Below are 24733 nucleotides of genomic sequence, written 5' to 3' on the forward strand. Positions count from 1 at the left end.
CATAGGCGTATGAGGGGAAAGTGGCCTGACGGTGCGATCCCGTCAAGCGGTGAGAAAATCGACCATCGTCTGTCCCATCTCCTTACGGGTGACGGCATTCATATGGTTGCCGGGAATCTCGGCATAGCTGCCATAGGGCAGAATATCGGCCAGTTCCTGCGCCACGCCATTATCCTGGTCGTCTGCCCCGCAAATGACCTTGGTCGGTTGCATGATCCCGGCGATAGTGGTCTCCGGCGTATCGACGAATGTGTTGAGGATATGGAGCAGCGCGACCGGATCGCCCTTGGTCGTCTTGAGGAAGGCTTCGGTCATCCATTGCGACGTGCCGCGTTCGAACGTGCCGAGGTTGGTCAGCACATTCTGATAATAGCCGCCATTGTCGAGCGATTGCACCAGACCGCGCAGTCCCATCCCCGCCAGGATCACCCGACGCGGCGTCGCACCGCGCGCGAGCATCCGCACCGTGGTCCGCGCACCCAGCGAATAACCGCCCAGATCATAATCGGTCAGCCCCATCTGTTCGATCAGCGCCAGACCGTCATCGGTCAGCGCATCGGCCGGATAGGCGGCGGGATCATGCGGCTTGCCGCTTTCGCCATGCCCGCGCAGGTCCGGCATGATGAGGCGGAAACCAGCCGCCACCAGCTTGGCGGCATGGCCATAGCGAATCCAATTGGTGTAGGCATTGGAGAAATAGCCGTGGATCAACACCAGATCCCGTCCTTCGCCCACGACATGAACCGCGATCGGCAGGCCGTCGAAACCCTTTACATCATGGCGTTCGATGGGGAGGTCGGTCATGGCATGGTCCTTTGGCTGGGGCGGTTTGCCGATATGGCGTCAGTCACGGCGGCGCAAGAGCGCGATCAAAGCGAGGGCGCTGCCGACTTGTGCGGCCGCCATATCCTTCTGCGCATCCCACACGTCGCCTTGCTGGCCATTATAATAATCTGCCGTCTCGCCCGCCGCGATGAGCGTCAGCAGCCACTCGAAAATCTCGTAGAGCGCGCTGCCCAGTCCGATGGCGGCAAAGGCGAAAGCAAGACTCCATCCGCTGCGCAAGCCACTGAATTTACCGGCGACCTCCACCATCGGCAGGGTCAGCAACGCCCCGAAGGCGAAATGAACCAGCCGGTCATATCCGTTGCGGGTCGTTCCGAAGAGGGAGGAGATGTCATGTCCGACAACCGCTCGTGCCCAGTCGTCATAAGGCACATAGGAATAAATCCAGCGCGCACCCAGCGTATGGAGCAAGAAGAAGGCGGCGATGCAGCCAATCGCCGCGGTAGACAGCGGCCAGCGCCGTAACAGCCAAGGCGCGGCAAAAAGCAGCGCAACCGTCGGCCCATGCTGGAGCGGTGCAAGGTCGGGATAGGGTTGCGCAATGTTGGCCAGGCAAACCGCCAGGGCCAGAGCGATAATCATCCGGCGCTGCGCGACTGGAACGGCTTTCCAGGCAGCGGCAGCGCCGGCAATCATCGAGCTATCAGCCCTTCTTAAGGTGGCGACGGCCCAGCAATTCAGCGATCTGCACCGCGTTCAGCGCCGCGCCCTTGCGAAGATTGTCGCTGACGCACCACAAGTTGATACCATTTTCGACGGTCGAATCCTCGCGCACGCGGCTGATGAAGGTCGCGAAATCGCCGACGCATTCGACCGGCGTGATATAGCCACCATCTTCGCGCTTATCGACCAGCATGATACCCGGCGCTTCACGCAATATGTCCTGTGCTTCCTTGGCCGAGATTTCATTCTCGAACTCAATGTTGATCGCTTCGCTATGGCCGACGAACACGGGAACGCGCACGCAAGTTGCGGTCAGCTTGATCTTGGGATCGAGGATCTTCTTCGTTTCCGCGACCATCTTCCATTCTTCCTTGGTCGAACCATCGTCCAGGAAAACGTCGATATGCGGGATCACGTTGAAGGCGATCTGCTTGGTGAACTTCTTGGGCTCGGCCGGATCGCCGACGAAGATGTTGCGGCTCTGCTCGAACAGTTCGTCCATGCCCGCCTTGCCAGCGCCCGACACCGACTGGTAAGTCGCGACGACGACGCGCTTGATCTTGGCGGCGTCATGCAGCGGCTTCAACGCCACGACCATCTGTGCGGTCGAGCAGTTGGGGTTGGCGATGATGTTCTTCTTCTTATAGCCATCGATCGCATCGGGGTTCACTTCCGGCACGATCAAGGGAACGTCCGGGTCCATGCGATAGAGCGAGCTATTGTCGATCACGACGCAACCGGCCGCCGCTGCCTTGGGCGCATATTGCGCCGTCGGGCCGCTGCCCACCGCGAACAGGGCGATGTCCCATCCGGTGAAGTCGAAATGCTCGATGCTCTGGCATTTGATGGTTTTGCCACTATCGCCGAAATCAACGGTCAGCCCCTGCGAACGCGAGGAAGCGACGGCCGCGATCTCGTCAATCGGGAACTCGCGCTCGGCGAGAATGGTCAGCATTTCGCGGCCCACATTCCCGGTGGCTCCTACGACGACGACCCTGTAACCCATGACTAAACTCTCCACTCCAAAGCAAATCTTGCGGAGTGCGCGCCATAGCGATACTGGGCCTTTTGTCCAGAAAGAAGGGCTTGTCCACTCGATAGCGGGCGCAATATCCAGTGCGTCGTACCTCTGTGCCGCCCTTCATCCTCTTTGAAAAACGGATTGTAATCGATGCAGTCAGCGCTGCTGCCCCCCCTGCCCGACCGCTGGTTTCACAGCTTCGCCTTTCCCGACGGCAGCCGCGCCGATGGCATCAAGCCGCTGGCCTCGCTGCAGGAAGAAGCCGACCAGATCTTCATCGCGCCGCTGGCGGGCAAGCGCGTGCTCGACATTGGTGCGTGGGATGGCTTCTTCTCGTTTCAGGCCGAGCAGCGCGGTGCGGCCGACGTGTTGGCGACCGACCATTTTTGCTGGTCAGGCCAGGGGTGGGGCGACAAGCGCGGCTTCGACCATGCCCATGCCCGCTTCGAATCCAAAATACGCTCTCTCGACCTCGACGTAGCCGACCATAAGGCGGACGAACTCGGCCAGTTCGACATGGTGCTGCTGCTGGGCGTCCTCTACCATGTACCCGACCCCTACCGCACGCTCGAAGCCGCCGCCGCGATGAGCCGCGATCATCTGGTGATTGAAACGGTGACGGCGCTGCGCCACGAGCCGGTTCCCGCGATGCGCCTGTTCACCGAACTGGAGCTGGATGGCGACCCCACCAATTTCTGGGCGCCCAACATCTTGGCCTTGCAGGAAATGTGTCGCCGCTTTGGCTATAGTCGTTTTCAGGTATTGCCCGAAGCGCTCGACAATCGGGGCTGGCGCAAATGGGCCATGCCGCTGCGCCGCAAGGACCGTTACCGCCGGGCGATCTTCCACGCCTGGCGATAATGGATGCTAGGCTGGGAGGGCATCAAAGGCGATAGTGAGCCGCGATTGCGATCCCGAAAAGGGTGCAGTGCCGTGCCATAGATAAGAGGGAAACAGTACCAGCCGACCGGCTTGCGGCTGTATCACCCGTCGAGGCGGTAGCGCGGTCAGGTTGAGGGCATCATCGGGCACGCCAAACAAAATGGCGCCTTCACCCGACCGAGCTTCCGCCGGAACATCATTGGGTAGCGCCACATAAAAAGCCGAACTGATCCAGCCTTGAGGATGGATATGGGGCACATGCCGCCCATTTTCGCGCAGGCGTACCGACCATGAGCCGGAAAATTGAATGTCGCCGGTACGTCGATCCAGCAACGGATGACCCGGTTGATTGGGCAAGTCCGCCAGCGCAGATTGCGTGCAACGGTGTAACTGTTGCTTGAGCGCCATGATCACGGGACATTTGCGGCGATCAAACAAATCACCGCGGGTCTGCGTGCCGCCGCGCAATGTCTGGTCGGCCGGGTGGGCGGTGGTCACATGCAAGCGTTCAAGCGACTCGCGCAGGTCTGCAAGAAAGGCCGATTGGTTGCTCCAGCCATCCGGCGTGCCAATATTAAGGTCACGAACATAATGATCGTAACCCGCCAGCCAATGCTCGCGTTCATCCTCAAGCAGGCGCCATATGACTGTCAACAATGCCCACCCGGTCTGGTCCGATGGCGCATGTCGGGTGGCCAGCAGCGCATGGCGGAGGGCCTCGTCGGGGTCACCCTGCGTCAAGAGCAGTTGGGCGAGATTGGCTTGCAAACCGGCGCGGGCGGGATCGGCAGCAGCAAGGGTTCGGGCCAGGTCAATGGCTTCCCCATGCCGTCCAGCCAGCCCCAACGCCCGGATGCGGACTACGCTTAGCTGATCGGGATCATCCAGCATGGGCTGCGCGCGGTCGATCAGTTCCAATGCCCGGTCATGATCGCGAATGTCCATGGCGACGCGGACGCCTGCCAATAGCAGTTGGATATGGCGTGGCTGCTGTTCAATTGCTAAATCGAAAGCGTCAAACGCTTCGGCCGCGCGTCCAATCTGAGGCAATAGCCTGGCCAATGTGTCCTGGGCATCGACATGATCGGGATAACGACGCAATGCCGCTTGATATTGCGCTACAGCCTCATCGAACCGCCCCATTTCCGCGAGGATATGCGCACGAAGCGTAAGCGCTGGCGCGATATCCAACCCGCCATCGATGGCGCGCTCGATCGCGTCCAGCGCGCTGGCGCGATCGTCGGACGCCCGGAGCGCCGTTGCGAGATTATAGCATGCGCGAAGATCCGATGGCTTTCTTACGAGTAGGGCGCGATACGCCGCCGCCGCCGCATCGGGTCGATCCTGAGCCTGCGCCATCAACCCTTGCACGTGCAGGATGCGATCATCCTGCGGCGCAATTCGTGCAGCCTGGTCCAGCGCCTCTTCGGCGATGCCGAATTGCATCTGATCGGTCGCCACGATTGCGAGGTTGATCCACCCCTCCGCATAACGGGGTTGCACGGCCACTGCCCGTTGAAGCGCGGCTATGGCTGCAGCCCCGTCGCCCATATCATGCAGATGATTGCCATAGGCGTTCCAAAGCTGCGGGTTGGTCGCCCCGCCTTTCAGTGCAGCTTCGAATGCCATTCGCGCGCCTGCCATGTCACCCTGGGCACGACGTGCAGACGCAAAGATATACAGCGCGTCAGGATGATTGCGCACTGGCGCGACCATAGCCCGCAGCATTCGCTCGGCAGTGACAGCCTGCCCTGCCTGCAGCGCGTTGAAGGCTTGCTGTAGGCGTTTTACGTCCTCGACCTGCAAAACGCCTGTCATGGTCCGGGCGCGATCCCGCGACGGGCCAGGAAATCCTCGATCGTGCGCCACAGATGCACGCTGACGCCCGGCCCACCGACGCGATGGGTCTGGCCGGGATAGGCCATCATCTCGAACGGCACCGCCGCACCCTGCATCTTCGCCATCAGCGCGGTGGCATTGTCGAACACGACATTGTCGTCGGACATGCCATGGATCAGCAGCAGCGGATCGACAATCTTCCCCGACTCCTCGACTGCGCCCGACGCGGGATAAGCGCTGGGTGTGTCCTGCGGCTGGCCCAGATAGCGTTCGGTATAATGGGTGTCGTATAGTTCCCATTTCGTCACCGGCGCGCCAGCGATCGCCGCAGCGAACACGCCCGGCGCCTTCTCCAGCAGTTTCAGCGACATATAGCCGCCATAGGACCAGCCATATGTTGCGATCCGCTGTGGATCGACGAAGGGCTGGGCCTTGAGCCATTCGACGCCGGTCAACTGATCCTCGACCTCTACCGTGCCCATCGCACGATAGAGATGATCCTCGAACGCCTTGCCGCGATCGGGCGTGCCGCGATTGTCGATCGCAAAGACGATCCAACCCCGGTCGACCAGATATTGGTTGAGCGCACCGCTCCAACTATTGGTCACCTGCCGCCCGCCGCCGGGACCGCCATAATGGATCATGAACACCGGATAGCGTTTCCCCGGCTCGATCGGCGGGGTCATGATCTTGGTATAGAGCGTCGTGCCGTCCGCCGCCTTTATCGTACCGAATGTCGTCTTCACATGGCTGGCGACATAGGACGCATAGGGGTGGCTGCCCGTCAGCACATTTTCCGACAGCCATTGCAACTGCTTGCCGCTGTTATCGGCCAGATAGACCTGTTTTGGCTGGTCGCTATTCTGGCGGCTGACGACGATCCGACTGGCCTTGCCGTCCATCACCGCATCATTCCACCAGCCACTGCGCGTCAACGCCCGCGCCGCCCCGGTCTTCGTCAGCGGTGCGACATAAAGTTGCTGCTCCAGCGGCGTTTCGCGGTTGCCGGTGAAGTAGACGAGGGCTTTGCCCTCATCGACGCCCACCACGTCGCGCACGTCCCACTTGCCGCTGGTCAGCGCCGTCCATTTGCCGCCACGCACATGATAGAGATGCCCATGGCCGGTCTTTTCCGACCACCATAGGAAACTCCCGTCGGCGAGCGGCCGGAAATTGTTGGACAGGTTGACCCAGCTTTTCGCCGTTTCCGTGAGGATCACCCGACCCTTGCCGGTCGCGGGATCGACCGCCAGCAGATCGAGCCGCTTCTGGTCGCGGCTTTCCCGCTGGACATAGAGGGTGCGGCCATCCTTCGACCAGTTGACCCGCGCCAGATAGATGTCGCGATCCGGGCCGAGATCGACCTTCACCTGACCCGAACCATCTGGCTTCATCACATAAAGATCGACGAGCGCATTGGGCGTTCCAGCCGCCGGGTAGCGTTGTTGGTAGACTTTGGTCCCCTCCCCGCCGATTGCGGTGCGGGTGACGATGCCGACCGGGGCTTCATCGACCCGCGCTACGGCGATCATCGCCTCATCGGGCGACCACCAATAGCCCGTGCGCCGGTCCATTTCCTCCTGCGCGACGAACTCGGCCACGCCCCAGTTCACCGTTTCGCTCGCGCCCTGCGTTATCTGCCGTTCCGCGCCACCGATCGGCTGCACGAACAGGTTGCCGCCGCGCACGAAGGACACGAAGCGGCCCTTGGGACTCACCACGCCATTCAGCTCGCCATCGGGCGTATCGGTCAGCCGTGTCACCTGGCCATCCAGCGCGGCGAGATAGAGGTCGCCATCCACCGGCACGAGGATGGTCTTGCCATCGGACGACCAGTCATAGCTGGTGATGCCGGTGCTGCCCGCGACGCTGCGATCCCGCTCGCGCTGCATCTTTTCCGCTTCGCTTAGCGCCGCGCCGCTTCCGGTCTTTTTCGAATCGACCAGCATCCGCTCCGCGCCCGTGGCGGTGTCGATCGCCCACAGATCGAGCCGCTCCTTTTCATCCGCGCGGGGCTTGAGCAAGGTGACCAGCGTCCCATCGGGCGACAATGTCAGCGCGCGCGGTTGTGGCCCGGCCAGATCGGGGCTGGCGAACACACGTTCCAGCGTCAGCTTTTCCTGCGCCTGCACGGCACCAGCGAAACTCACCAACAAAGCGCCAAGCGCCGCGCTGGCTTTCAGATAAGAGGGCATCGACATCCTTTCGGGCTCGACGCGCGCACGCGCCGGATCAGGGCAGCAGGATTAAAGCCGCGTATCAAAAGATCAATGCCGGGAAATAATCTGTCCTGTCATGGCGGGTAAGCCATGGTGGGCGCGGCAGGGATTGAACCTGCGACCCCACCCGTGTGAAGGGTGTGCTCTACCACTGAGCTACGCGCCCCCTATAAGGAGGAAGCGGCCATTGGCATTGCCGGCTGGCCCTGTCAAGCGGGTGCCGGATAGAGCAGGCGAAATCGCTCTTCCCGCCATCGCCAATCGGCTATAGAGGATCGCAACAACGCAATTGGAGTGATGAAATGATGCGCCCCGCAATTTGCCTGATGATCAGCGGACTGCTGCTGGCCCTGTCGGCCTGCAACACGGTGCAAGGCGTCGGGCGCGACATCGAGTCGGTCGGCACCGCGGGTAAGGACGCCATACGCTAACCGATGATTGGGCTTGGTCCCATGGATCGGTGAATTGGTAGCCGATAAGGCATGTTTTATCGGGAACGATTCGTTTCCCGTTACGGCTCTGGAACTTGTCAGGGGTGCGACCTATTGTGGTGGCGTCCCTTGATCGTTTCTGGAGTCTACCTCATGAAGAAATATCTGATTTCCGCCGCCGCTCTCATCGCCATTGCGGGTGGCACGGTCGTCATCGCGCAGGCCCCCGCCGGCGTGCCGGGCAGCAAGGACGTCGCAAAGGTCAGCGGCGGCAGCTACAAGGTCGATGGCGGCCACACCCAGATCGTCTTCGCCTATGACCATATGGGCTTCACCAACAATGTCGGTGTGTTCGCCGAACCGACTGGCACGCTGATGCTCGACAAGGCGAACCCGTCAGCCTCCACCGTCAGCATCGACGTGTCGATCGCCAACCTCAAGACCGGCGTCGCCAAGCTGGACGAACATCTGCTCAAGGCCGACTTCTTCGATGTCGCCAAATTTCCGACCGCCAAATTCGTCTCGACCAGCGTGAAGGCCGAAGGCAGCGGCGCTACCATCACCGGCAATCTGACCATCAAGGGCATCACCAAGCCCGTAACGCTGGACGCCGAATTTTACGGCGCGGGCACTAACCCCATGAACAAGCAGGAAAATGTCGGTTTCGTCGCCACCGGCTCGATCAAGCGCAGCGATTTTGGTCTCGGCTATGCCGTGCCCGTCGTCGGCGACGCAGTCGAACTCAAGATCATCGCCGGTTTCCAGAAGTAAAGTCTATCGCTGGGGGGAGGTCATCCCCCCATCCCCCTATTTCGCGAACCGCTTGAAGAAACTATCCTCGTTCCATGTCGGTCGCTCCGCCGCGTTCGCCACCTGCAACGTTACCGCCGTTACATAGGCGTTCAGCTTCGCCGTTTCCGCGGGCATGACCGGCTGGTTCACATCATCGAACGGCGAATGATAGAGGTTCGCGCGCCAGGCTTTTTCCGTTTCGGCTTCGGGCGTGCCCGCTTTGAAGCCATATTTGAAGAAGAGCGCGGGGATGCCTTCGCGGATGAAGGCATATTGGTCAGAGCGGATGAAGACGTTGCGATCCGGGAAGGGATCGGGCGTGATCGGCAGGTTCATCGCCGCGCTCACCGCCTGCGCTACGCCACCCAGCGAGCTTTGGTCATAGCCGACCGGCGTCACGCTGGTCAGCGGGAAGATGGGCAGCGCCATGTCGAAATTGAGGTTCGCGACGATGCTCTTCTGCGGCACGGTCGGTCGCCGCGCGAAATAGCGTGATCCAAGCAGGCCTTTCTCTTCGGCCGTGACGATGGCGAAGAGGATCGACCGTTTGGGCTTCACCTTGCTCGCTTTGAGCGCCTTGGCGATTTCCAGCAGGCTGGCGACGCCCGACGCATTGTCGAACGCGCCATTATAGATGGCGTCGCCCTTCATCGGCGTGCCAATGCCATAACCGTCGAGATGTGCGGACATGACGACATAATCATTGCGCAATGCAGGGTCGCTGCCGGGTAGGACCGCGACCAGATTTGGCGAAGACAGATCCCGCCGGGTTGCTACAACCTGCGCCTTTAGCCGCAAGGCGAGCGGGAAGGACGCCACTGGCGCGGAGGCATCGGCAGCGGCAGCGATGGTTGCAAAATCCTGTCCCGACCCGGCAAACAGGGCATCGGACTTGGCGGGGTCAAGCTGCGCGCCCAGGAACGGCGTGCGCGTCTCACGCAGCGCCGTATCGCGATAATAAAGCGCAGGCGCTCCAGCCAACGCTACTCGCCGCGTCCAGGGTATCTCCACCTGCTTGGGCGTGACCAGCATGATCATGCCGACCGCACCCTGCGCCGCCAGCCATTGCGCCCGCTCCGACCGGGCATGGGATTTGAGCGCGCCCGAAATCGTCGTCGGCCCACCCGACAGGACGACCACCATCTTGCCCTTTAGGTCCAGTCCGGCAAAATCGTCATGGCCAACTTCCGGCAGATGCAGACCATAGCCCGCGAACACCATCGGCGCGTCGATGCTTTCGGGAACCGGCCCACCGCCGCCGGAGAAAATGAGATCGCCCGGCACCGCCAGCGGCACCTCCCCCTGCGGCCCGACCAGCACGGCGCTGCTGCGGTCGGACTGAATCCGCTGCTCCACGAAATCGACGGGCTGCTTATACCCGTCCACGCCAGCGGGCTTCAGGCCAAGCGCCTTGAACTGGCCGATCACATAGTCGGCGGCGCGATCATAGCCCGGCGTACCGGTCCCGCGCCCCTCCATCGCATCGTCGGCCAATATCTTCACATGCGCCCACCAGGCCGCACCGTCATCCTCCTGCGCCAGCACCGGCGCGGACAAGGCCAGCGAAAGAAGCGGGAGAGCGGAAAAAAGCGCGCGCATGACGGGATGCTCCTCTATGAACCAGGCGCTATCTTGCCCTATCTGGTGAGACGAACAAGGGGGTGGGAACCGCTAACGACCTGTGTTCCTTGCCGATAGACCATGATCTGGGAGATGATTTTGCCACGCCCCCTTTTGCTGATGCCCCTGCTGCTTGGCCTATCGTCGTTGGGCCTGCCCGCTCAGGCCGCGACGCGCGGCTTTACCATCACCAGTTTCGATGCGATCCGCGTGGATGCGCCCGTGACCGTGGTCGTCAAGACCGGCAGCGGCGCGTCCGCGCGGGCGGAGGGCGCCCAGGGCGCGCTCGACCGGTTGAAGGTCGATGTGTCGGGGCGGCTGTTGATCATCACCATGGCGCGGCCACGATCTGGCGAGAAGAGCGGCGGCGCAGCAACGTTGTGGCTATCCACGGGCATGATCGATCGCATCGTTTTGACCGGTGGCGGTTCGGTGACGGTCGACCGCATGAAGGGATTGCAGGGCCAGATCGTGCTGGGCGGCAATGGCGATGTCGGCGTGGCCGATGTCGCGCTCGACCGGATCGACGTGGCGCTGGCGGGCGGCGGTCGGGCGACGCTTGGTGGTCGGACGGGCGTTGCCAATATTCGGGTGAATGGACCTGGGGCGGTCGCCGCCGAAGGGCTGCGCGCGCGGCAGGCGAGCGTCGCCAATGACGGGCCGGGCAGCCTCACGCTGACCGCCGAGGTGACCGCGAAGGTGGTATCGACGGGGTCGGGCGATGTGACCATCGGCGGCAAACCCGCCTGCACCGTGGACAATCGCGGCACCGGACGAATCCAATGCGGTGACGAAAGCTATTAGACGCAATATTTGCGGACAGGGAAAATGCTGCGCTGCATCGCGATTTTTCAACCAAAAGACTGGATATTGCGCCGACTTGGCGCAATGGTGCGCGCATGGTTGGCGCAATAAATCCTCACAGTTTCAGCGACTCTCTCGTCATTCTCGGCGCGGCAGGGCTGGTCATTCCCGGCTTCTCGCGCTTTCGCATCAGCCCGGTGATCGGCTTCATCCTCGTCGGACTGGCGGTGGGACCGAACGGCCTTGGTGCGCTCGTCGGGCAATATCCCTGGCTCTATCATGTGACGATCTCCAATCAGGAGGCGATCGAGCCCTTTGCCGAACTGGGCGTCATATTATTGCTCTTCTCGATCGGGCTGGAACTGAGTTTCCGCCGATTATGGACGATGCGAACGCAGGTATTCGGCGTCGGCGCGGCGGAACTGATCCTGAGCGCCGTGCTGATCGCCACTGGTCTTTATCTGCTCGGCCAGCCTACGGCTGGCGCGATCGGTTTGGGCTTGGCCCTCGCCCTCTCATCCACCGCTGTCGTGCTGCCGATGGTCGGCACTCAGAGCGCGGTCGGGCGGGCCGCCTTTTCGATGCTGTTGTTCGAGGATCTGGCGCTGGTCCCGATCATCTTCATGCTCGGCGCACTCGCGCCTTCCGTCGCCGCCAGCCCCGATGGCGCGTGGGGTGCCATGGGCGACACGCTGCTGCGCGGTGGCATCACCATCGCCTTCATGCTGGTGATGGGCCGTTTCCTGCTGCCCCATGTGTTCAGTCAGGCGGCACGCACCAAAAGCCCCGAAGTGTTCCTGGCGGCTAGCCTATTGGTGGTCATCGTCTCCAGCCTCGCCACCTCGCTCGCGGGCCTGTCGCCGATCGTGGGCGCCTTGCTCGCGGGCCTGCTAATCGCTGAGACGGACTATCATGGTGAGGTCGAGGTGATGACCGCGCCGTTCAAGGGGCTGGCGCTCGGCGTCTTCCTGATCACCGTTGGCATGAGCCTGGACCTGCGCGTCATCCTCGCCAACTGGCAGAGTCTGTTGATGGCGGTCGTTGGCGTCGTGTTCGCCAAGACGCTGGTGACGTCGGCGCTCCTCTATTTCTCCGGCGCGCGCAAGGGCACGGCGTTGGAGGTCGGCGTGCTGATGTCCAGCCCGTCGGAAACCACGTTGATCGTGCTGTCGACTGCGGCGGCGGCGCAACTGATCCTGCCCTCCACCGCCGCCTTCTGGCAGATCGTCACCGCAATCGGCCTTACGATCACGCCGCTGTTGGCGCGGATCGGCCATGATGTCGCACGGCGGCTGGAAATGGCACTGGGCGAGGATCGCGTCGATCCGACCGAAGACCATGCCGAAGCAGCCGCCGTGGTCATCGGCTTCGGCCGGGTCGGGCGCATGGTGTGCGACTTGCTCAAGACCCATAAACAGCGCTTCATCGTCGTGGAATCGGACCCCGACGTCGTCGCCGAAGCGCGGCGGGCAGGCTATCCCATATTGTTCGGCGACGTGTCGCGCGTGGAGATGCTCGACAAGCTGCGGCTGGGTCATGCCCGCGCGCTGATCCTGACGATGGACGACCCGGTGCTGTCGGTGCGGGTGACCCAACGGGTGCGCGGCTGGGTGCCGGACCTGCCGATCATCGCACGCGCCCGCGATACCGATCACGCCGCGCAACTCTATCGCGCAGGCGCAAGCGATGCTGTGCCCGAAACGCTCGAAAGCTCGCTGCAACTGGCCGAAACCGCGCTGGTCGATCTCGGCGTCGCGATGGGGCCAGTGATCGCGTCGATCCACCAGACCCGCGAAGATCTGCGGATGGGGATCAAGGAAGCGGCGCAAATGGAAACCGCGCCCAAGCTGCGCCGCCTTCGCTCGGACGAAGAGGCTGCTTAATCCGATACCACGGGCGGGCTGAACACCGACCAGCCGGTGCGGCGCGCCAGTTCCTCCAGCGCCGCCGTGCCGATCTGGCTATTGCCGCTGGCGTTCAGGCCCGGTGACCAGACGGCGATCGAGGCGCGGCCGGGCACGATTGCCATGATGCCACCGCCCACCCCCGACTTGCCGGGAATGCCGACGCGAAAGGCGAAGTCGCCCGACGCATCATAATGGCCGCAGGTCAGCATCAGCGCATTGATCCGCCGCGCCCGGCGGGGCGGCACCACCCTGCCCCCGCCCGGATGCTGCCCATCCAGCATGAGAAAGCGCCCTGCCAGGGCCAACTGACGGCACGTCATCTCGATCGCGCATTGGTGAAAATAGCTGCCCAGCACCAGATCGACCGGATGGTGCACATTATCGAAGGCGCGCATATAATTGGCGAGCGCCGCGTTGCGGAACCCCGTCGCGGTCTCGGACGCAGCCACCGCTTCGTTGATCGCGATACTGTCGTCGCCGCTCACATAATGCAGAAAGCGCAGCATTTCGCCGATCGCCACGCGCGGCTCATGCCCGCCCAGATTGACGTCGGTCACCACGATTGCCCCCGCATTGATGAAGGGATTGCGCGGAATCCCCTGCTCATGCTCCAACTGGGTGATCGAATTGAAGGCATTGCCCGACGGCTCGCGCCCGACCCGTTGCCATAGCTGATCGCCGACCTTGCCGAGCGCAAGGGTTAGCGCAAAGACCTTGGAAATCGACTGGATCGAAAAGCCGATGTCGGCATCCCCGCCTGTGATCATGCGTCCGTCGGCGGTGGCGATCGCGATGCCGAATTGCGCGGGATCGACTTTGGCCAGTTCGGGGATGTAGGATGCGACGGCACCACGCTCATCCGCCTGTGCCATCATGGCGATGATATCGCCGACAATGGCGTCGAGGTCAGGGGTCATGGGCGCTGCTACATATCCGCAATAACTATGACCTTAATCATAGGCGCTATTGCTGCCGGTTGGACAGATTATTCTGTCCCGCCCGATGATCCCCGACCTGACCCGCCCGCTGTTACTTCAACCCACCGCCCATGGCGCGGTAGAGTTCCACCATGTTGGAGGCGCGCGTCAGCCGCGTAGTGAGCAGGCTCTGTTCGGCATTGGACAACGCCCGCTGCGAATCCAGCGTCGTCAGGAAGCCATCGACTCCCGCACGAAAGCGAGCCTCCGACAGCGTATAGGCGACCCGCGCCGCATCACGCTGCGACGTCTGCGCCTCAAGCTGCTCCCCCATCGTGCCACGCCGAGCGAGCGCATCCGCGACTTCACGGAAGCCCGTCTGGACGCTCTTTTCATAGGTCGCCAGCATCGCGTCATAGGTCGCCTTGGCATAGGCGAGATTGCCCTTATTCTTCCCGAAGTCGAAGATCGGCAAAGAGGTGGTCGGCGCTACCGACCAGAAGCTGCTCCCCGATCCGAACAGGTTGGACAGGCCAAGGCTGAGCGAACCAAATGCCGCCGTCAGCGATATATTGGGAAAAAACGCCGCCCTCGCCGCGCCAATATTGGCGTTGGCGCTCGCCAATTGATGCTCTGCTGACGCAATGTCCGGGCGGCGCAACAGCACGTCCGACGCGATATCGGCCGGCAGATTTTCGATCGTCGCGCTCGCCGTCGGGAACCCTTCGGGCAAGTCCGTCGCTGGCACGGTCGTGCCTGCCAGCAGGTTCAGCGCATTCTGATCCTGCGCGACCAAGGTGGTCGTTTCGGCAATGGTCGACCGCGCCGCATCATAGCTGGTCTGCGCCTGACGCACTTCCAGTTCGGATGCGATGCCCTTGGCGAAGCGCGCCCGGTTGAGTTCCAGCGTCTTGCCGAATGCCTGTTCCAGGTCGCGGGCGATGCGCAACCGTTCCTGATCCGCCGCCATGGTGAGCCAGGCATTGGCCGTTTCCGCGATCAGCGCGGTTTGCGCCGCATTGCGCGTTTCGACGCTGGCGAAATATTGCTCCTGCGCGGCTTTGCTCAGATTCCGTACCCGGCCGAACAGATCGACTTCCCAGGCGGAAATCCCGACCTGTGCTTGATACAAATCCGTGCGGCCCGATCCCGCCAGCGAAAAGGGCGAGTCCTGATAGGTTGCCGTCCCCCCAGCCGAAACGCCGGGCAACAGGTCTGCGCGCTGCACCCGATATTGCGCCCGCGCCTGTTCGACATTGGCGAGGGCAATGCGCAGGTCACGGTTGTTGGCCAGTGCCGTTTCGATCACCCGCGCCAGCCGCGCATCGGTGAAGAAATCCCGCCACGCCGTATCGGCCGGGACGATCGCCGCGCCGTTGTCGACACCGTAGGCTGGTCCCTGCGGCGATGCCGCCGGGACCGCCAGTTGCGGCCGCACATATTTGGGGGCCATGTCGCACGCGGCGAGCGCCAGCGACAGGGTGATGGCGCCCAGCGCCTTTATATTATGCATGATCATGCCTCCTGCGGCGCGGCGGGCGTTGCCCGGTCGTCGGCCGCTTCATGAGTCTTATGTTCGCGGAACAGCCGCTTTACGACGGTGAAGAAGACGGGGACGAAGAAGATCGCCAGCACCGTCGCTGACAACATGCCGCCGACCACGGCCCAACCAATCGCATTCTGACCGCCTGCGCCCGCCCCGTTGGACAAGGCCAGGGGCAGCACGCCGAAGATGAAGGCGAAGCTGGTCATCAGGATCGGCCGCAGGCGCAGCTTGCCCGCTTCCAGCGCCGCCGCCGCAGGCGACAGCCCTTCGCGCATCTTCTCCTCGGCGAACTCCACGATCAGGATCGCATTCTTGGCCGACACGCCGATGGTGGTGATCAAACCGACCTGCAGATAGATGTCGTTGTTGAGGCCCGCCAGCGTCGCGGCGATGACCGCACCCAGCACGCCCAAAGGCACAACCAGCATGACTGCGATCGGCACCGACCAGCTTTCATAGAGCGCTGCGAGGCACAGGAAGACGATCAGCAGCGACAGTGCATAGACATAGCCTGCCTGCCCGCCCGACGTCCGTTCCTCATAGGAAATGCCGTTCCAGCTATAGCCGATGCCCGGCGGCAATTTGGCGATATGTTCTTCCATCGCCTGCATCGCCGTGCCGCTTGCGACGCCAGGTGCAGGCGCACCCATGATGTTCATGGACGGGACGCCATTGAAGCGTTCCAGACGCGCCGGTCCCTGGGTCCATTCGGTCGTCACGAACGAAGACAAGGGGGCCATGACGCCACTGCTGCCCCGCACATGCAACGCACCGATGGCATCGGGCGATGTCCGAAACGGCGCATCGGCCTGCACGAAGACGCGCTTTACTCGGTCACGATCGATGAAATCATTGACGTAGCTGCTGCCCATATTGGTGCTGATCGTGTCGTTGACGTCCGCCTGGGCAATGCCCAACGCGCCCGCCGCGGCCTGATCGACATTGAGTTTGAGCTGTGGCGTATCCTCCAACCCGTTCGGACGCACCTGCGCCAACCGCTTGTCGGCCATCGCCATGCCCAATAGCTGGTTGCGCGCCTCCAACAGCTTTTCATGGCCGACATTGGCATTGTCGAGCAATTGCAGGTCGAAGCCGGAGGCATTGCCCAATTCCTGCACAGCAGGCGGCACGAAAGCGATGACCATGCCCGACGAAATCTTGCTGAACGCCATGTTCGCGCGCTGGGCAACCGCCATGACGCTATTGTCCGAACCCTTGCGTTCCGACCAGTCCTTCATCCGGGCAAAGACGATGCCGACATTCTGGCCTTGGCCGACGAAGCCGAAGCCCGAAATGGTGAAGACCGCCGCAACATTGTCCTTTTCCGACTGGAGGAAATGGTCGCGCACCCTGGCCAGCGTGCGTTCGGTCTCTTCCAGCGAAGAACCGGCAGGCAAGGAGACCTGGCTGATCAACGATCCCTGATCTTCCTCCGGCAGGAAGCCGCTCGGCAAGCGCAGGAATATGAAGACCATCCCAACGACGATCGCGGCATAGACCAGCATGCTGCGGCCCCAACGATGCTCGATCTTTTCGACATTGCGGCCATAGCCCTTCACGCCCTTGTCGAAGGTGCGGTTGAACCAACCGAAAAAGCCCTTTTTGTCGGCATGGCCATGTTTGGCGGGCTTGAGGATCGTGGCGCACAAAGCGGGCGTCAGGATCAACGCGACCAGCACCGACAGGATCATCGAAGACACGATGGTGATCGAAAATTGGCGGAAAATGACGCCGGTCGATCCAGCGAAGAAGGCCATTGGCAGGAACACCGCCGACAGGACCAGACCGATGCCGATCAGCGCGCCGCTGATTTCGTCCATCGACTTCTTGGCCGCTTCCTTGGGGCTAAGCCCTTCGTCCTGGATCAGGCGCTCGACATTCTCGACCACCACGATCGCGTCATCGACCAGCAGGCCGATCGCCAACACCATGCCGAACAGGGTCAGCGTGTTGATGGTGAAACCGGCAGCGCTCAGGATGGCGAGCGACCCCAACAACACCACCGGCACGGCGATGGTCGGGATCAGCGTGGCGCGCCAATTCTGGAGGAAGAGGAACATCACGACGAAGACGAGCAACACTGCCTCGATCAGCGTATGGATGACCTGCTCGACCGAGAGGGCCACGAAGGTCGAGTTATCGACCGGGAAATCATATTTGACCCAGGACGGGAAGTTCTTGGACTGCGCCTTGATCTGTTCCTTGACGCCTTCCACCGTGTCCAGCGCGTTCGCACCGGGGGCCAGCTTGATACCGAAGCCGGCGGCCGGATGGCCATTGAACTTCGCACCGAAGCTGTAATTTTCCGACCCCAATTCCACGCGCGCCACATCCGACAGACGCACGACCGCGCCGTCGCTATTGCTGCGCAGACGCATCGCGCGGAATTGTTCGGGCGTCCGCAGGCGTGACTGGGCGGTGATGGTGGCGTTGAGCGCTTGGCCCTTCGGCGACGGCGTGCCGCCGATCTGGCCAGCGGAAACCTGGGCATTCTGGGCCTGGATCGCGGCTTTCACATCGCCGGTCGTCACGCCCAGATTGGCCATCTTATAGGGGTCGAGCCACACGCGCATAGCATATTGCGCGCCCAGCAACTGGGTGTCGCCGACGCCTTCCACACGGCTGATGGGATCTTGCAGGGTCGATGCGACGAAATCGCCCGCATCCTGCTGATCATGAATGCCATCATCGGCATAGACCGCCATGACGAGCAGGAAGCTGGACGTCGATTTGGTGACGCGCAGCCCTTGTTGCTGCACTTCCTGCGGCAATAGCGGCGTCGCCTGCGAGAGTTTGTTCTGGACCTGCACCTGCGCAATGTCGGCGTCCGTCCCCTGTTCGAAGGTCAGGGTAATGGACAGGTTGCCCGCGCCGTCACTGGTGGAGGAAAAATAGCGTAGATTGTCGATGCCCTTGAGCTGTTGCTCGATGATCTGCGTCGTCGTGCTTTCCAGCGTCTGCGCGTTCGCGCCGGGATAGCTGGTGGAAATGCCGACCGAAGGCGGGGCAATTTCGGGGAATTGCGCCACGGGCAGCGTGCGAAGCGCAAGCAGGCCCGCCAGCATCATGACGATGGCCAAGACCCATGCGAAGATGGGTCTGTCGATGAAATAGCGTGCCATGGCTTAGTTCGCCCCGCCCTGCTTTGATCCCTGCGGCGCACCCGGCGCCGCCGTCACCTGCTGCGGTGCGCCGGGCGTGACGACCGTGCCGGGGCGCAGGTTGAGCAGCCCTTCCACGATCAGCTTATCGCCAGGCTTCAACCCGCTGGTGACGATCCACTTGTCGCCAACCGCGCGGGCTACCTGAACCTGGCGCATCTCAGCCTTATTGTCTTTCCCCAGCACCATCGCCGTGGCCCGACCACGCGCATCGCGGGTGATGCCCTGCTGCGGTGCCAATATCGCCTCGCTCTGCTGGCCTTCGACCAGCTTGGCGCGGACATACATGCCCGGCAGCAACATGCCGTCGGGATTGGGGAAGGTCGCGCGCAGCGTCACGGCACCCGATGTCGGATCAACCGACACTTCGGAAAATTGCAGCCGTCCTTCGATCGGATAGGTGCTGCCATTGGGCAGCAGCAACTGGATGCGCGCGCCGTCCGCTTCGCTGACGCCGCCCCGCTTCATGGCTTGTTTAAGGTCGATGATCTCGGCGGCGGACTGCGTCATGTCGACATAGACCGAATCGGTACGCTGGATCGTTGCCAGCGGATCGGCCTGGCCGGTCTGAACCAGCGCGCCGGGCGTGAACAGAGACCGACCGATCCGGCCCGAAATCGGCGCCTTGATGCGGGTGAAGCCTTGGTTGACCTGGGCGGCCTCTACCGCGCCACGCTGCGCTGCAACATCGGCACGCGCCTGCTGCGCTGCCGCATCGGCATTGTCATATTCCTGGCGGCTGACGGCGTTCACGCCGACAAGATCCTTGTAGCGCTGCGCCTGCAACGCCGTCGATCGGATCGCGGCGTTGGCGCGGGCCAGCGAGCCTTGCGCTTGTGCCAGCGCCGCGCGGTAGGGCGCGTCCTCGATTTCGTACAGCAGTTGCCCCGCGCGCACCATGGCGCCTTCGGTAAACAGGCGGCGGCGAATGACGCCACTGATCTGCGGACGTACCTCCGCTATTTCGAGGGCCACGATGCGGCCGGGCAATTCATTCACCAACGGCACCGACTCGGTTTTCAGCGTGACGACGCCGACGGCCGGTGGCGGGGGCGCGGGCGGCGGGCTTTCCCCGCACGCGCTCAGCGCCAATGCCGACGCACACGCCAGCAACCCGATGAATGTCCCCTTGTGCATCGCCTGAATTCCGTTCCGATGTAGATATCCATTCGGAATGAACGTTCATTCCGCTTGCCCCGCAATTAGGTTCGTGCCACAGGATATTCAAGAGACAAAATCGCAGGGGAGCAGAAATTGGTTGCGGTGCAGCATGGCAAGAGCGTGGTGAACATAGAGAAATCCGGCAAGGCCCGCATTTTGGCGGCGGCCCGTGACCTGTTCGACAGCCATGGGTTCCACCAGACCTCGATGGCAGAACTGGCGGCCGCTGCCCAAGTGTCGGTCGGCCAGATCTATCGGCTCTTCAAGGGCAAGGAAGACATTATCGAAGCCCTTGTCCATGCCGACGCCGACGAATGGTGCGACGATATGGCCATCCTGCGCGAACGGCTACATGCCGGTTTGTTGTCGATCGAACAGACGTTCGAACAATTGCTGCTGCATACGATCGATGAAAAGAACGAAGCGCTGTCCTTCGACATATTGGCCGAAAGTTTCCGCAACCCCGCCGTCGGCGATACGATTGCGAATATGTGCATGCGGTTTCGTACGTATATTCGCGATTTCGCCTGCGCCGCCAATCCTGACCTCTCGGGCGAAGCGCTGGAGGGCGCGGAGGAAGTGGTGTTGGCCTGCATGTTCGGATTGGGCCATCGCAGCCTGTCGCGACCGCAACTGAGCGCCGCCGCCACCGCCACCCTGTCGGCACGGATGATCATCGCGGCGCTCCGCGCGATCAACTGAGCCATCACCGCACCTTGCGGTAGACCTCTACCGTTTCGCGCGCACAACGATCCCAGCTATAGCGGGCCGCAACACGCAATCCGTCCGCGCGCGCCTGCGCCCGCCAGCCGTCATCGACCAGGGCCTGTTCCAGCCGCCGGGCGAAATCATCGACATCCTCCGGCGCGACCAGCATCGCCGCGCCGCCGGTGACTTCCGGCAGGCAAGACGCATTGGCGACAACCACCGGCACCCCGCTCGCCATGGCCTCGACCGGCGGCAGGCCAAAGCCTTCATAGACCGAGGGATAAACGAACAGGGCCGCCCCCGCATAGAGCAGCGGCAGATCAGCGTCGGGCACGAAGCCCAGATAGCGCACCCAGCCTTCGCGCCCGCCCTTTTCCATCCGCGCCTGCACCGCATCGCTGAGCCAGCCAGCCCCGCCGGTCACCATCAAGGGCCAGCGGTTCCGCACGGCAGGCGGCAATTTCTCCCAAGCGCATAGCAATTCAGCGATCCGCTTGCGCGGCTCGACCGTGGAAACGCACAGGACATAGCCCTGCGGCTGCAGGTCATAGCGCGCCAGCGTGGGCGCGATCGCTTCGTTCGTGCGCGGGTGGAAGTCGGGACTGGCCGCCAGCGGCACCGCCGTCACAAGTGCCGGATCGATCGAGAGAAAGTCCGCCACTTCCGCCCGCGTCGTTTCGCAATCCGTGATGATATGCCCCGCCCGTTCGACCGAAAGCCGAAAATAGCGCTCGAACTGCCGCAATCGCTCGGCCGGGTGGGTTTCGGGATAGCGGAAGATGGAGAGGTCATGGACCGTGATCACGCCGCCCTCCCCAGCCGGAGGCAGGAAATAATTGGGGCCGTGGAACAGGTGCGTTCGCATGACCGTGGCGTCGCGCAAATTCTGCGCCCATTTGCTGTGCTTGCGCAGCCAGCGTTGCACTTTGTTCCGACGTTTGCCGTTCGGTATATCCAAAAGCAGGCTAGCCGGATCAGCGATCCATTCGCCATTGCGATAGAATCGAACGCTATCCACCCCGTCCAGAAGCGGAAGGCGCTGCGCCAATTCCCAGCTATAGCGCCCGATACCCGACAGCCGGGGTTCGAGCGCTTCGACCGAAAGAATGATCCGAAGGCTCACGTCATCCTGTCCCAAGCCGTACATACCAGCGCGCGGCTATCGACGGACTGCGCAAAACCGCAAGAAAAATCAGCGGCCGTCTCTTTATTTCGCCGCCACGCCTTCCGGCAGGACGACTGCGGACCAGCTTTTGCCGGGCACCAGATATTTGGCCGCCAATGCCTGCAACTGCGGCGCGGTCACGGTCAGCATATCCTGGCCCATCCGCTGCATCGCCTCGACATAGCGCGGATCATGAGTCGCGCCCTCCATCTGGTTCATCCAGAAAGCATTGCCGGTGCTGGCGCGCGTCAGCAATTGCCGCATCGGCGCGACAGCCCTTTGCAATTCATCCTCGCTGACTGGATTTTTCACCAGATCGGCGGCGGTGCTTTTGACGACGTCGTAGAAATAGGCGACGCGATCGGGCCGGACCTGACTGGTCACCAATATATAGCCACCTGCATCATAGGAAAAAGGCCAATTATTCTGGACGCTCGGCGAATAGGCAGCCCCTTCTGCCGACCGCAACCGGTCGAACAGGCGATCGTTGAAGATCTGGGTCAATATCTCCAACTGGCGCGCTTCCTTTTGTAGCGTGAAGCCGCCTGCCGTCGGCCAGGCCAACACGGCCGCCGCCTGCTCCTTGTCGCCCTTATGCCGCAACACCACCGGCTCTTTCACAGGGGCGGGGAAGCGCATCGCGCGATTGGCCGCAGGTGCCGGCGTATCGGATCGCGGTGCCAAAGCGCCAAAGGTCGCGGCAACCGCCTGGATCGCCTCCTCCGCCTTCACATCCCCGAATATCTGGACCTCGATCGGACCCGATGCCAGCACCGGCTCCCAGACAGCGCGAAAAGCCTGCGGCGTCAGCGCGGCGATCTCTTCGCGTGACGGCGTGCGGAAACGCACATCCTTGTCATGGAGCAACCAGTTGAGATCGCGGCCCAATACCGCATCGGCCGATTGCGACATGGCATCATAGGCCAGGATCGCGCCGGTCTTCACCCGCTCGATCGGCGCTGGATCCCAGCCGGGTGCAGCCAGCTTGGTTGCAAACAGGCGCAACTGGTCGCGATAATCCGCTGGCCGGGTCACAGCCTGCAATTCGAAGGCATCATCGTCGATGCCGAACTCCATGCCCATGCGGCGGCCATTGGTCAGCTCGTCCAACTCGCGCTGGCCCAGCTTGCCGATCCCACTGGCGACCAGCGCATAGCCGCCTGCCCAGCTCGCCACCGGCTTGGTCGGCGAAAAACTCTGCTGGCCATGACCGAAGCGGACGTTGATCCGCACCTTCTCTGTCTCGGCATCATTGGCAAACAGGGTCAGCTTGACGCCGTTGGAGAAAGTGATGCTCTCCATCCCCGGCAGACCAGTGGCCGTGCGCGACACGACCGTGGCCGGTGCGCCAAGCACAGGCAGGTCGTTCATCGTCACCGGCTTTTCGGCGAGCCGGACATTGGTCGCCGCCTTGACCGGGGCGGCAACGGCCGCGGCGAGACGAGTATCCGTGCCCGCCTCCACCTTGCCCGTCACCAGCAGCGCGCGGAAGACGTCGGCGGAAAACAACCGCCGCGTGGAATCCAATATCTTCTGCGGTGTCATGGCGGGCTTACCGGCGCGAAAGATATCCACGGCGGCCTGCGGACTGACGGTTGTCTCGCGAATATCCACCGCGCTGACCAGATCGCTCGCCTGCCTGGCGCTCGCCTCGGTATCGGCATTTTCGACCTGGATCGACAGCGCCGTATCCATCTGCGCATATTCGCGGTCGATTTCCAGCTGGCTGGGCGGACTGGCCTTGGCATCTTCCACAATGGCGCGGACATCGGCCAGCGCCTTCTCCCAATCATCATTGGCGGGAATGATCGACATAAAGGTGCCGTCCGCTGAACGGCTCACATCCTGCTGCTCGACGCTTGCCTGCAGGAAGCTGCCCCCGGCCCTTGCGGCCTGTTCCAATCGGCGGCTGATGATCTGCAGCGCCAACATGTCGGTCAGCTTGTCCTGATTATACAGGATCGTGTCGGCCCGCGGCTTCCACGGACGCAGCCAGGCCGCCGTCAGGCCGACCGGCGTGCCGGGTTCGACCAGCACCCGCGTCGCCGGGCTTTTTGGATCGGGTTTGCCGAAGTCGGGAATGGCCGCGCCCTTGCCCGTTGCGCTCCACGCCGCGAAATTGTCGCGGATCAACTGCTCGGCCTGCGCGGGGTCGATGTCACCCGCTATCGCGATCACCGTATTTTCAGGGCGATACCAGCGCTGGTGAAAGGCAGCCATAGCCTTGGCAGTCGCGGCGTTCAGAGTGGCGACAGTGCCGATGGGCGAATGATCGGCCAGAGGCTGTCCGGCGAAGAAATGCTGGCGGCTGGCATCCGATACCCGCATCTGGGTGCCCTCGCTTTCCCGCCGTTCGGCCAACACCACGGCGCGCTCGGCGGCGATGGCGCTATCAACGATGTTGGGATCAGCCATCATACCCGAAAGAATTTTCAAACTTTCGTTCAGGCTGGCCTGTGTGGCTTGGGGCAAGTCGAGTGCGTAGGTGGTGCCGGTCGGCGACGTGACGGCGTTGCTGTCGCTGCCGAAGGTCACACCCAAACGCTGCCAGATACGTTTGGATTCGCCGTCCGGCACATGGCGCGACCCACGCATCGTCAGATGCTCCATATAATGGGCGTATCCCATTTCATCGGGTCGCTCCATCAAGGAACCGGCATCGATCCGCAACCGCACCGACACCTGCCCCGGCGGCACGCCGTTACGCCGGATGGCATAGCGCAACCCGTTGGACAGAGTGCCGAACTGCCAGGCGGCATCAATCGGCACATCGCTATTTTCATAGAGCCAGGGGCGCGTCTGCGCCTGCGCAGCGCCCGTCTTGGCAAGCGCGGTCGGGGATTGCGTCTGTGCGACAAGCGGCACGGACGACACCGACAGCAACAGGGCGAGAACGGAGAGCGAAGTGGCCGAACGGCGGGGGAAAAAATGCATAGGCCTGTCAGCCTAGCGGCACTTTCCTGAATGGCCACTGACAATCATCGTCAGGACGGGAGACTGTTGCCCCCATCGGGTGGAGCGTGCCGGAACCCCGTCCCGGCACGCTCGATC

18 protein-coding genes and 1 tRNA gene are annotated in these 24733 nt (G+C 62.5%); 6 read left to right on the forward strand and 13 right to left on the reverse strand.

The window, feature by feature from the left end; all coding sequences use genetic code 11:
* Positions 1–42 precede the first annotated feature (42 nt).
* From OVY48_RS20360 to OVY48_RS20370, 3 genes are read right to left on the reverse strand one after another with little or no spacing between them, the layout of a single operon-like run.
* On the reverse strand, positions 43–804 hold the full coding sequence (locus tag OVY48_RS20360; RefSeq protein WP_037476525.1) for an alpha/beta fold hydrolase: 762 nt from the start codon (positions 802–804) through the stop codon (positions 43–45).
* A gap of 39 nt (positions 805–843) precedes the next feature.
* Positions 844–1482 carry a DUF2238 domain-containing protein gene (locus tag OVY48_RS20365; protein WP_313924230.1) on the reverse strand — a complete coding sequence of 213 codons (639 nt, stop codon included), beginning with the start codon at positions 1480–1482 and terminating at the stop codon, positions 844–846.
* Between the two features lie 7 nt (positions 1483–1489).
* The gene (locus OVY48_RS20370; RefSeq protein ID WP_069066669.1) at positions 1490–2515 is read right to left on the reverse strand and encodes an aspartate-semialdehyde dehydrogenase; all 1026 of its coding nucleotides are present in this window, start codon (positions 2513–2515) and stop codon (positions 1490–1492) included.
* A gap of 165 nt (positions 2516–2680) precedes the next feature.
* Here OVY48_RS20370 and OVY48_RS20375 point away from each other — a divergent pair, with 165 nt between their 5' ends.
* Positions 2681–3391: a class I SAM-dependent methyltransferase gene (locus OVY48_RS20375; RefSeq protein WP_313924231.1), complete on the forward strand. Its 711-nt coding sequence runs from the start codon at positions 2681–2683 to the stop codon at positions 3389–3391.
* Between the two features lie 6 nt (positions 3392–3397).
* On the opposite strand, the gene OVY48_RS20380 is transcribed toward OVY48_RS20375, so the two are convergent.
* From OVY48_RS20380 to OVY48_RS20390, 3 genes are all read right to left on the reverse strand, one after another.
* Positions 3398–5230 carry a tetratricopeptide repeat protein gene (locus tag OVY48_RS20380; protein WP_313924232.1) on the reverse strand — a complete coding sequence of 611 codons (1833 nt, stop codon included), beginning with the start codon at positions 5228–5230 and terminating at the stop codon, positions 3398–3400.
* Entirely contained in the window at positions 5227–7446 is a 2220-nt protein-coding gene (locus tag OVY48_RS20385; protein ID WP_313924233.1) for a S9 family peptidase, read from the reverse strand. Before OVY48_RS20385 ends, OVY48_RS20380 begins: the two co-directional genes overlap by 4 nt.
* A 115-nt stretch (positions 7447–7561) precedes the next feature.
* Positions 7562–7636: transfer RNA gene (locus OVY48_RS20390), tRNA-Val, on the reverse strand.
* A gap of 136 nt (positions 7637–7772) precedes the next feature.
* On the opposite strand from OVY48_RS20390, the gene OVY48_RS20395 reads away from it, so the two are divergent.
* Complete coding sequence (locus OVY48_RS20395; protein ID WP_409593514.1) at positions 7773–7901, forward strand: entericidin; 129 nt, start codon at positions 7773–7775, stop codon at positions 7899–7901.
* Between the two features lie 153 nt (positions 7902–8054).
* On the forward strand, positions 8055–8672 hold the full coding sequence (locus OVY48_RS20400; protein ID WP_313924234.1) for a YceI family protein: 618 nt from the start codon (positions 8055–8057) through the stop codon (positions 8670–8672).
* A gap of 36 nt (positions 8673–8708) precedes the next feature.
* Here OVY48_RS20400 and OVY48_RS20405 read toward each other — a convergent pair whose 3' ends face one another.
* Positions 8709–10292, reverse strand: a complete 1584-nt coding sequence (locus tag OVY48_RS20405) for a M28 family metallopeptidase (protein ID WP_313924235.1) — start codon at positions 10290–10292, stop codon at positions 8709–8711.
* Between the two features lie 114 nt (positions 10293–10406).
* Here OVY48_RS20405 and OVY48_RS20410 point away from each other — a divergent pair, with 114 nt between their 5' ends.
* Both OVY48_RS20410 and OVY48_RS20415 read left to right on the forward strand, forming a co-directional pair.
* Positions 10407–11117, forward strand: a complete 711-nt coding sequence (locus tag OVY48_RS20410; protein WP_313924236.1) for a GIN domain-containing protein — start codon at positions 10407–10409, stop codon at positions 11115–11117.
* Between the two features lie 95 nt (positions 11118–11212).
* Positions 11213–13000, forward strand: a complete 1788-nt coding sequence (locus OVY48_RS20415; RefSeq protein ID WP_313924237.1) for a cation:proton antiporter — start codon at positions 11213–11215, stop codon at positions 12998–13000.
* Here the strand turns inward: OVY48_RS20415 and OVY48_RS20420 are convergent.
* The 4 genes from OVY48_RS20420 to OVY48_RS20435 all read right to left on the reverse strand — a co-directional run bounded on the left by OVY48_RS20420 (position 12997) and on the right by OVY48_RS20435 (position 19785).
* Positions 12997–13941, reverse strand: a complete 945-nt coding sequence (locus tag OVY48_RS20420; RefSeq protein ID WP_313924238.1) for a glutaminase — start codon at positions 13939–13941, stop codon at positions 12997–12999. The two genes, OVY48_RS20415 and OVY48_RS20420, sit on opposite strands and share 4 nt — an antisense overlap.
* A 112-nt stretch (positions 13942–14053) precedes the next feature.
* Positions 14054–15454: an efflux transporter outer membrane subunit gene (locus OVY48_RS20425; protein WP_313924239.1), complete on the reverse strand. Its 1401-nt coding sequence runs from the start codon at positions 15452–15454 to the stop codon at positions 14054–14056.
* A gap of 2 nt (positions 15455–15456) precedes the next feature.
* Positions 15457–18609, reverse strand: a complete 3153-nt coding sequence (locus OVY48_RS20430; RefSeq protein ID WP_313924240.1) for an efflux RND transporter permease subunit — start codon at positions 18607–18609, stop codon at positions 15457–15459.
* 3 nt (positions 18610–18612) lie between these two features.
* The gene (locus OVY48_RS20435) at positions 18613–19785 is read right to left on the reverse strand and encodes an efflux RND transporter periplasmic adaptor subunit (RefSeq protein WP_037476510.1); all 1173 of its coding nucleotides are present in this window, start codon (positions 19783–19785) and stop codon (positions 18613–18615) included.
* Positions 19786–19902: 117 nt separating this feature from the next.
* Here OVY48_RS20435 and OVY48_RS20440 point away from each other — a divergent pair, with 117 nt between their 5' ends.
* Positions 19903–20511, forward strand: coding sequence for a TetR/AcrR family transcriptional regulator (locus OVY48_RS20440; RefSeq protein ID WP_052027699.1), 609 nt, complete (start codon positions 19903–19905; stop codon positions 20509–20511).
* A 4-nt stretch (positions 20512–20515) separates the two neighbouring features.
* Here OVY48_RS20440 and OVY48_RS20445 read toward each other — a convergent pair whose 3' ends face one another.
* Positions 20516–21640 (reverse strand): glycosyltransferase family 1 protein, encoded by a 1125-nt coding sequence (locus OVY48_RS20445; protein WP_313924241.1) that lies wholly within the window; start codon positions 21638–21640, stop codon positions 20516–20518.
* 84 nt (positions 21641–21724) lie between these two features.
* Entirely contained in the window at positions 21725–24616 is a 2892-nt protein-coding gene (locus tag OVY48_RS20450) for a M16 family metallopeptidase (protein ID WP_313924242.1), read from the reverse strand.
* Positions 24617–24733: the final 117 nt, after the last annotated feature.

This window comes from Sphingobium sp. SA2 (genome assembly GCF_032227065.1).
Lineage (GTDB): Bacteria > Pseudomonadota > Alphaproteobacteria > Sphingomonadales > Sphingomonadaceae > Sphingobium.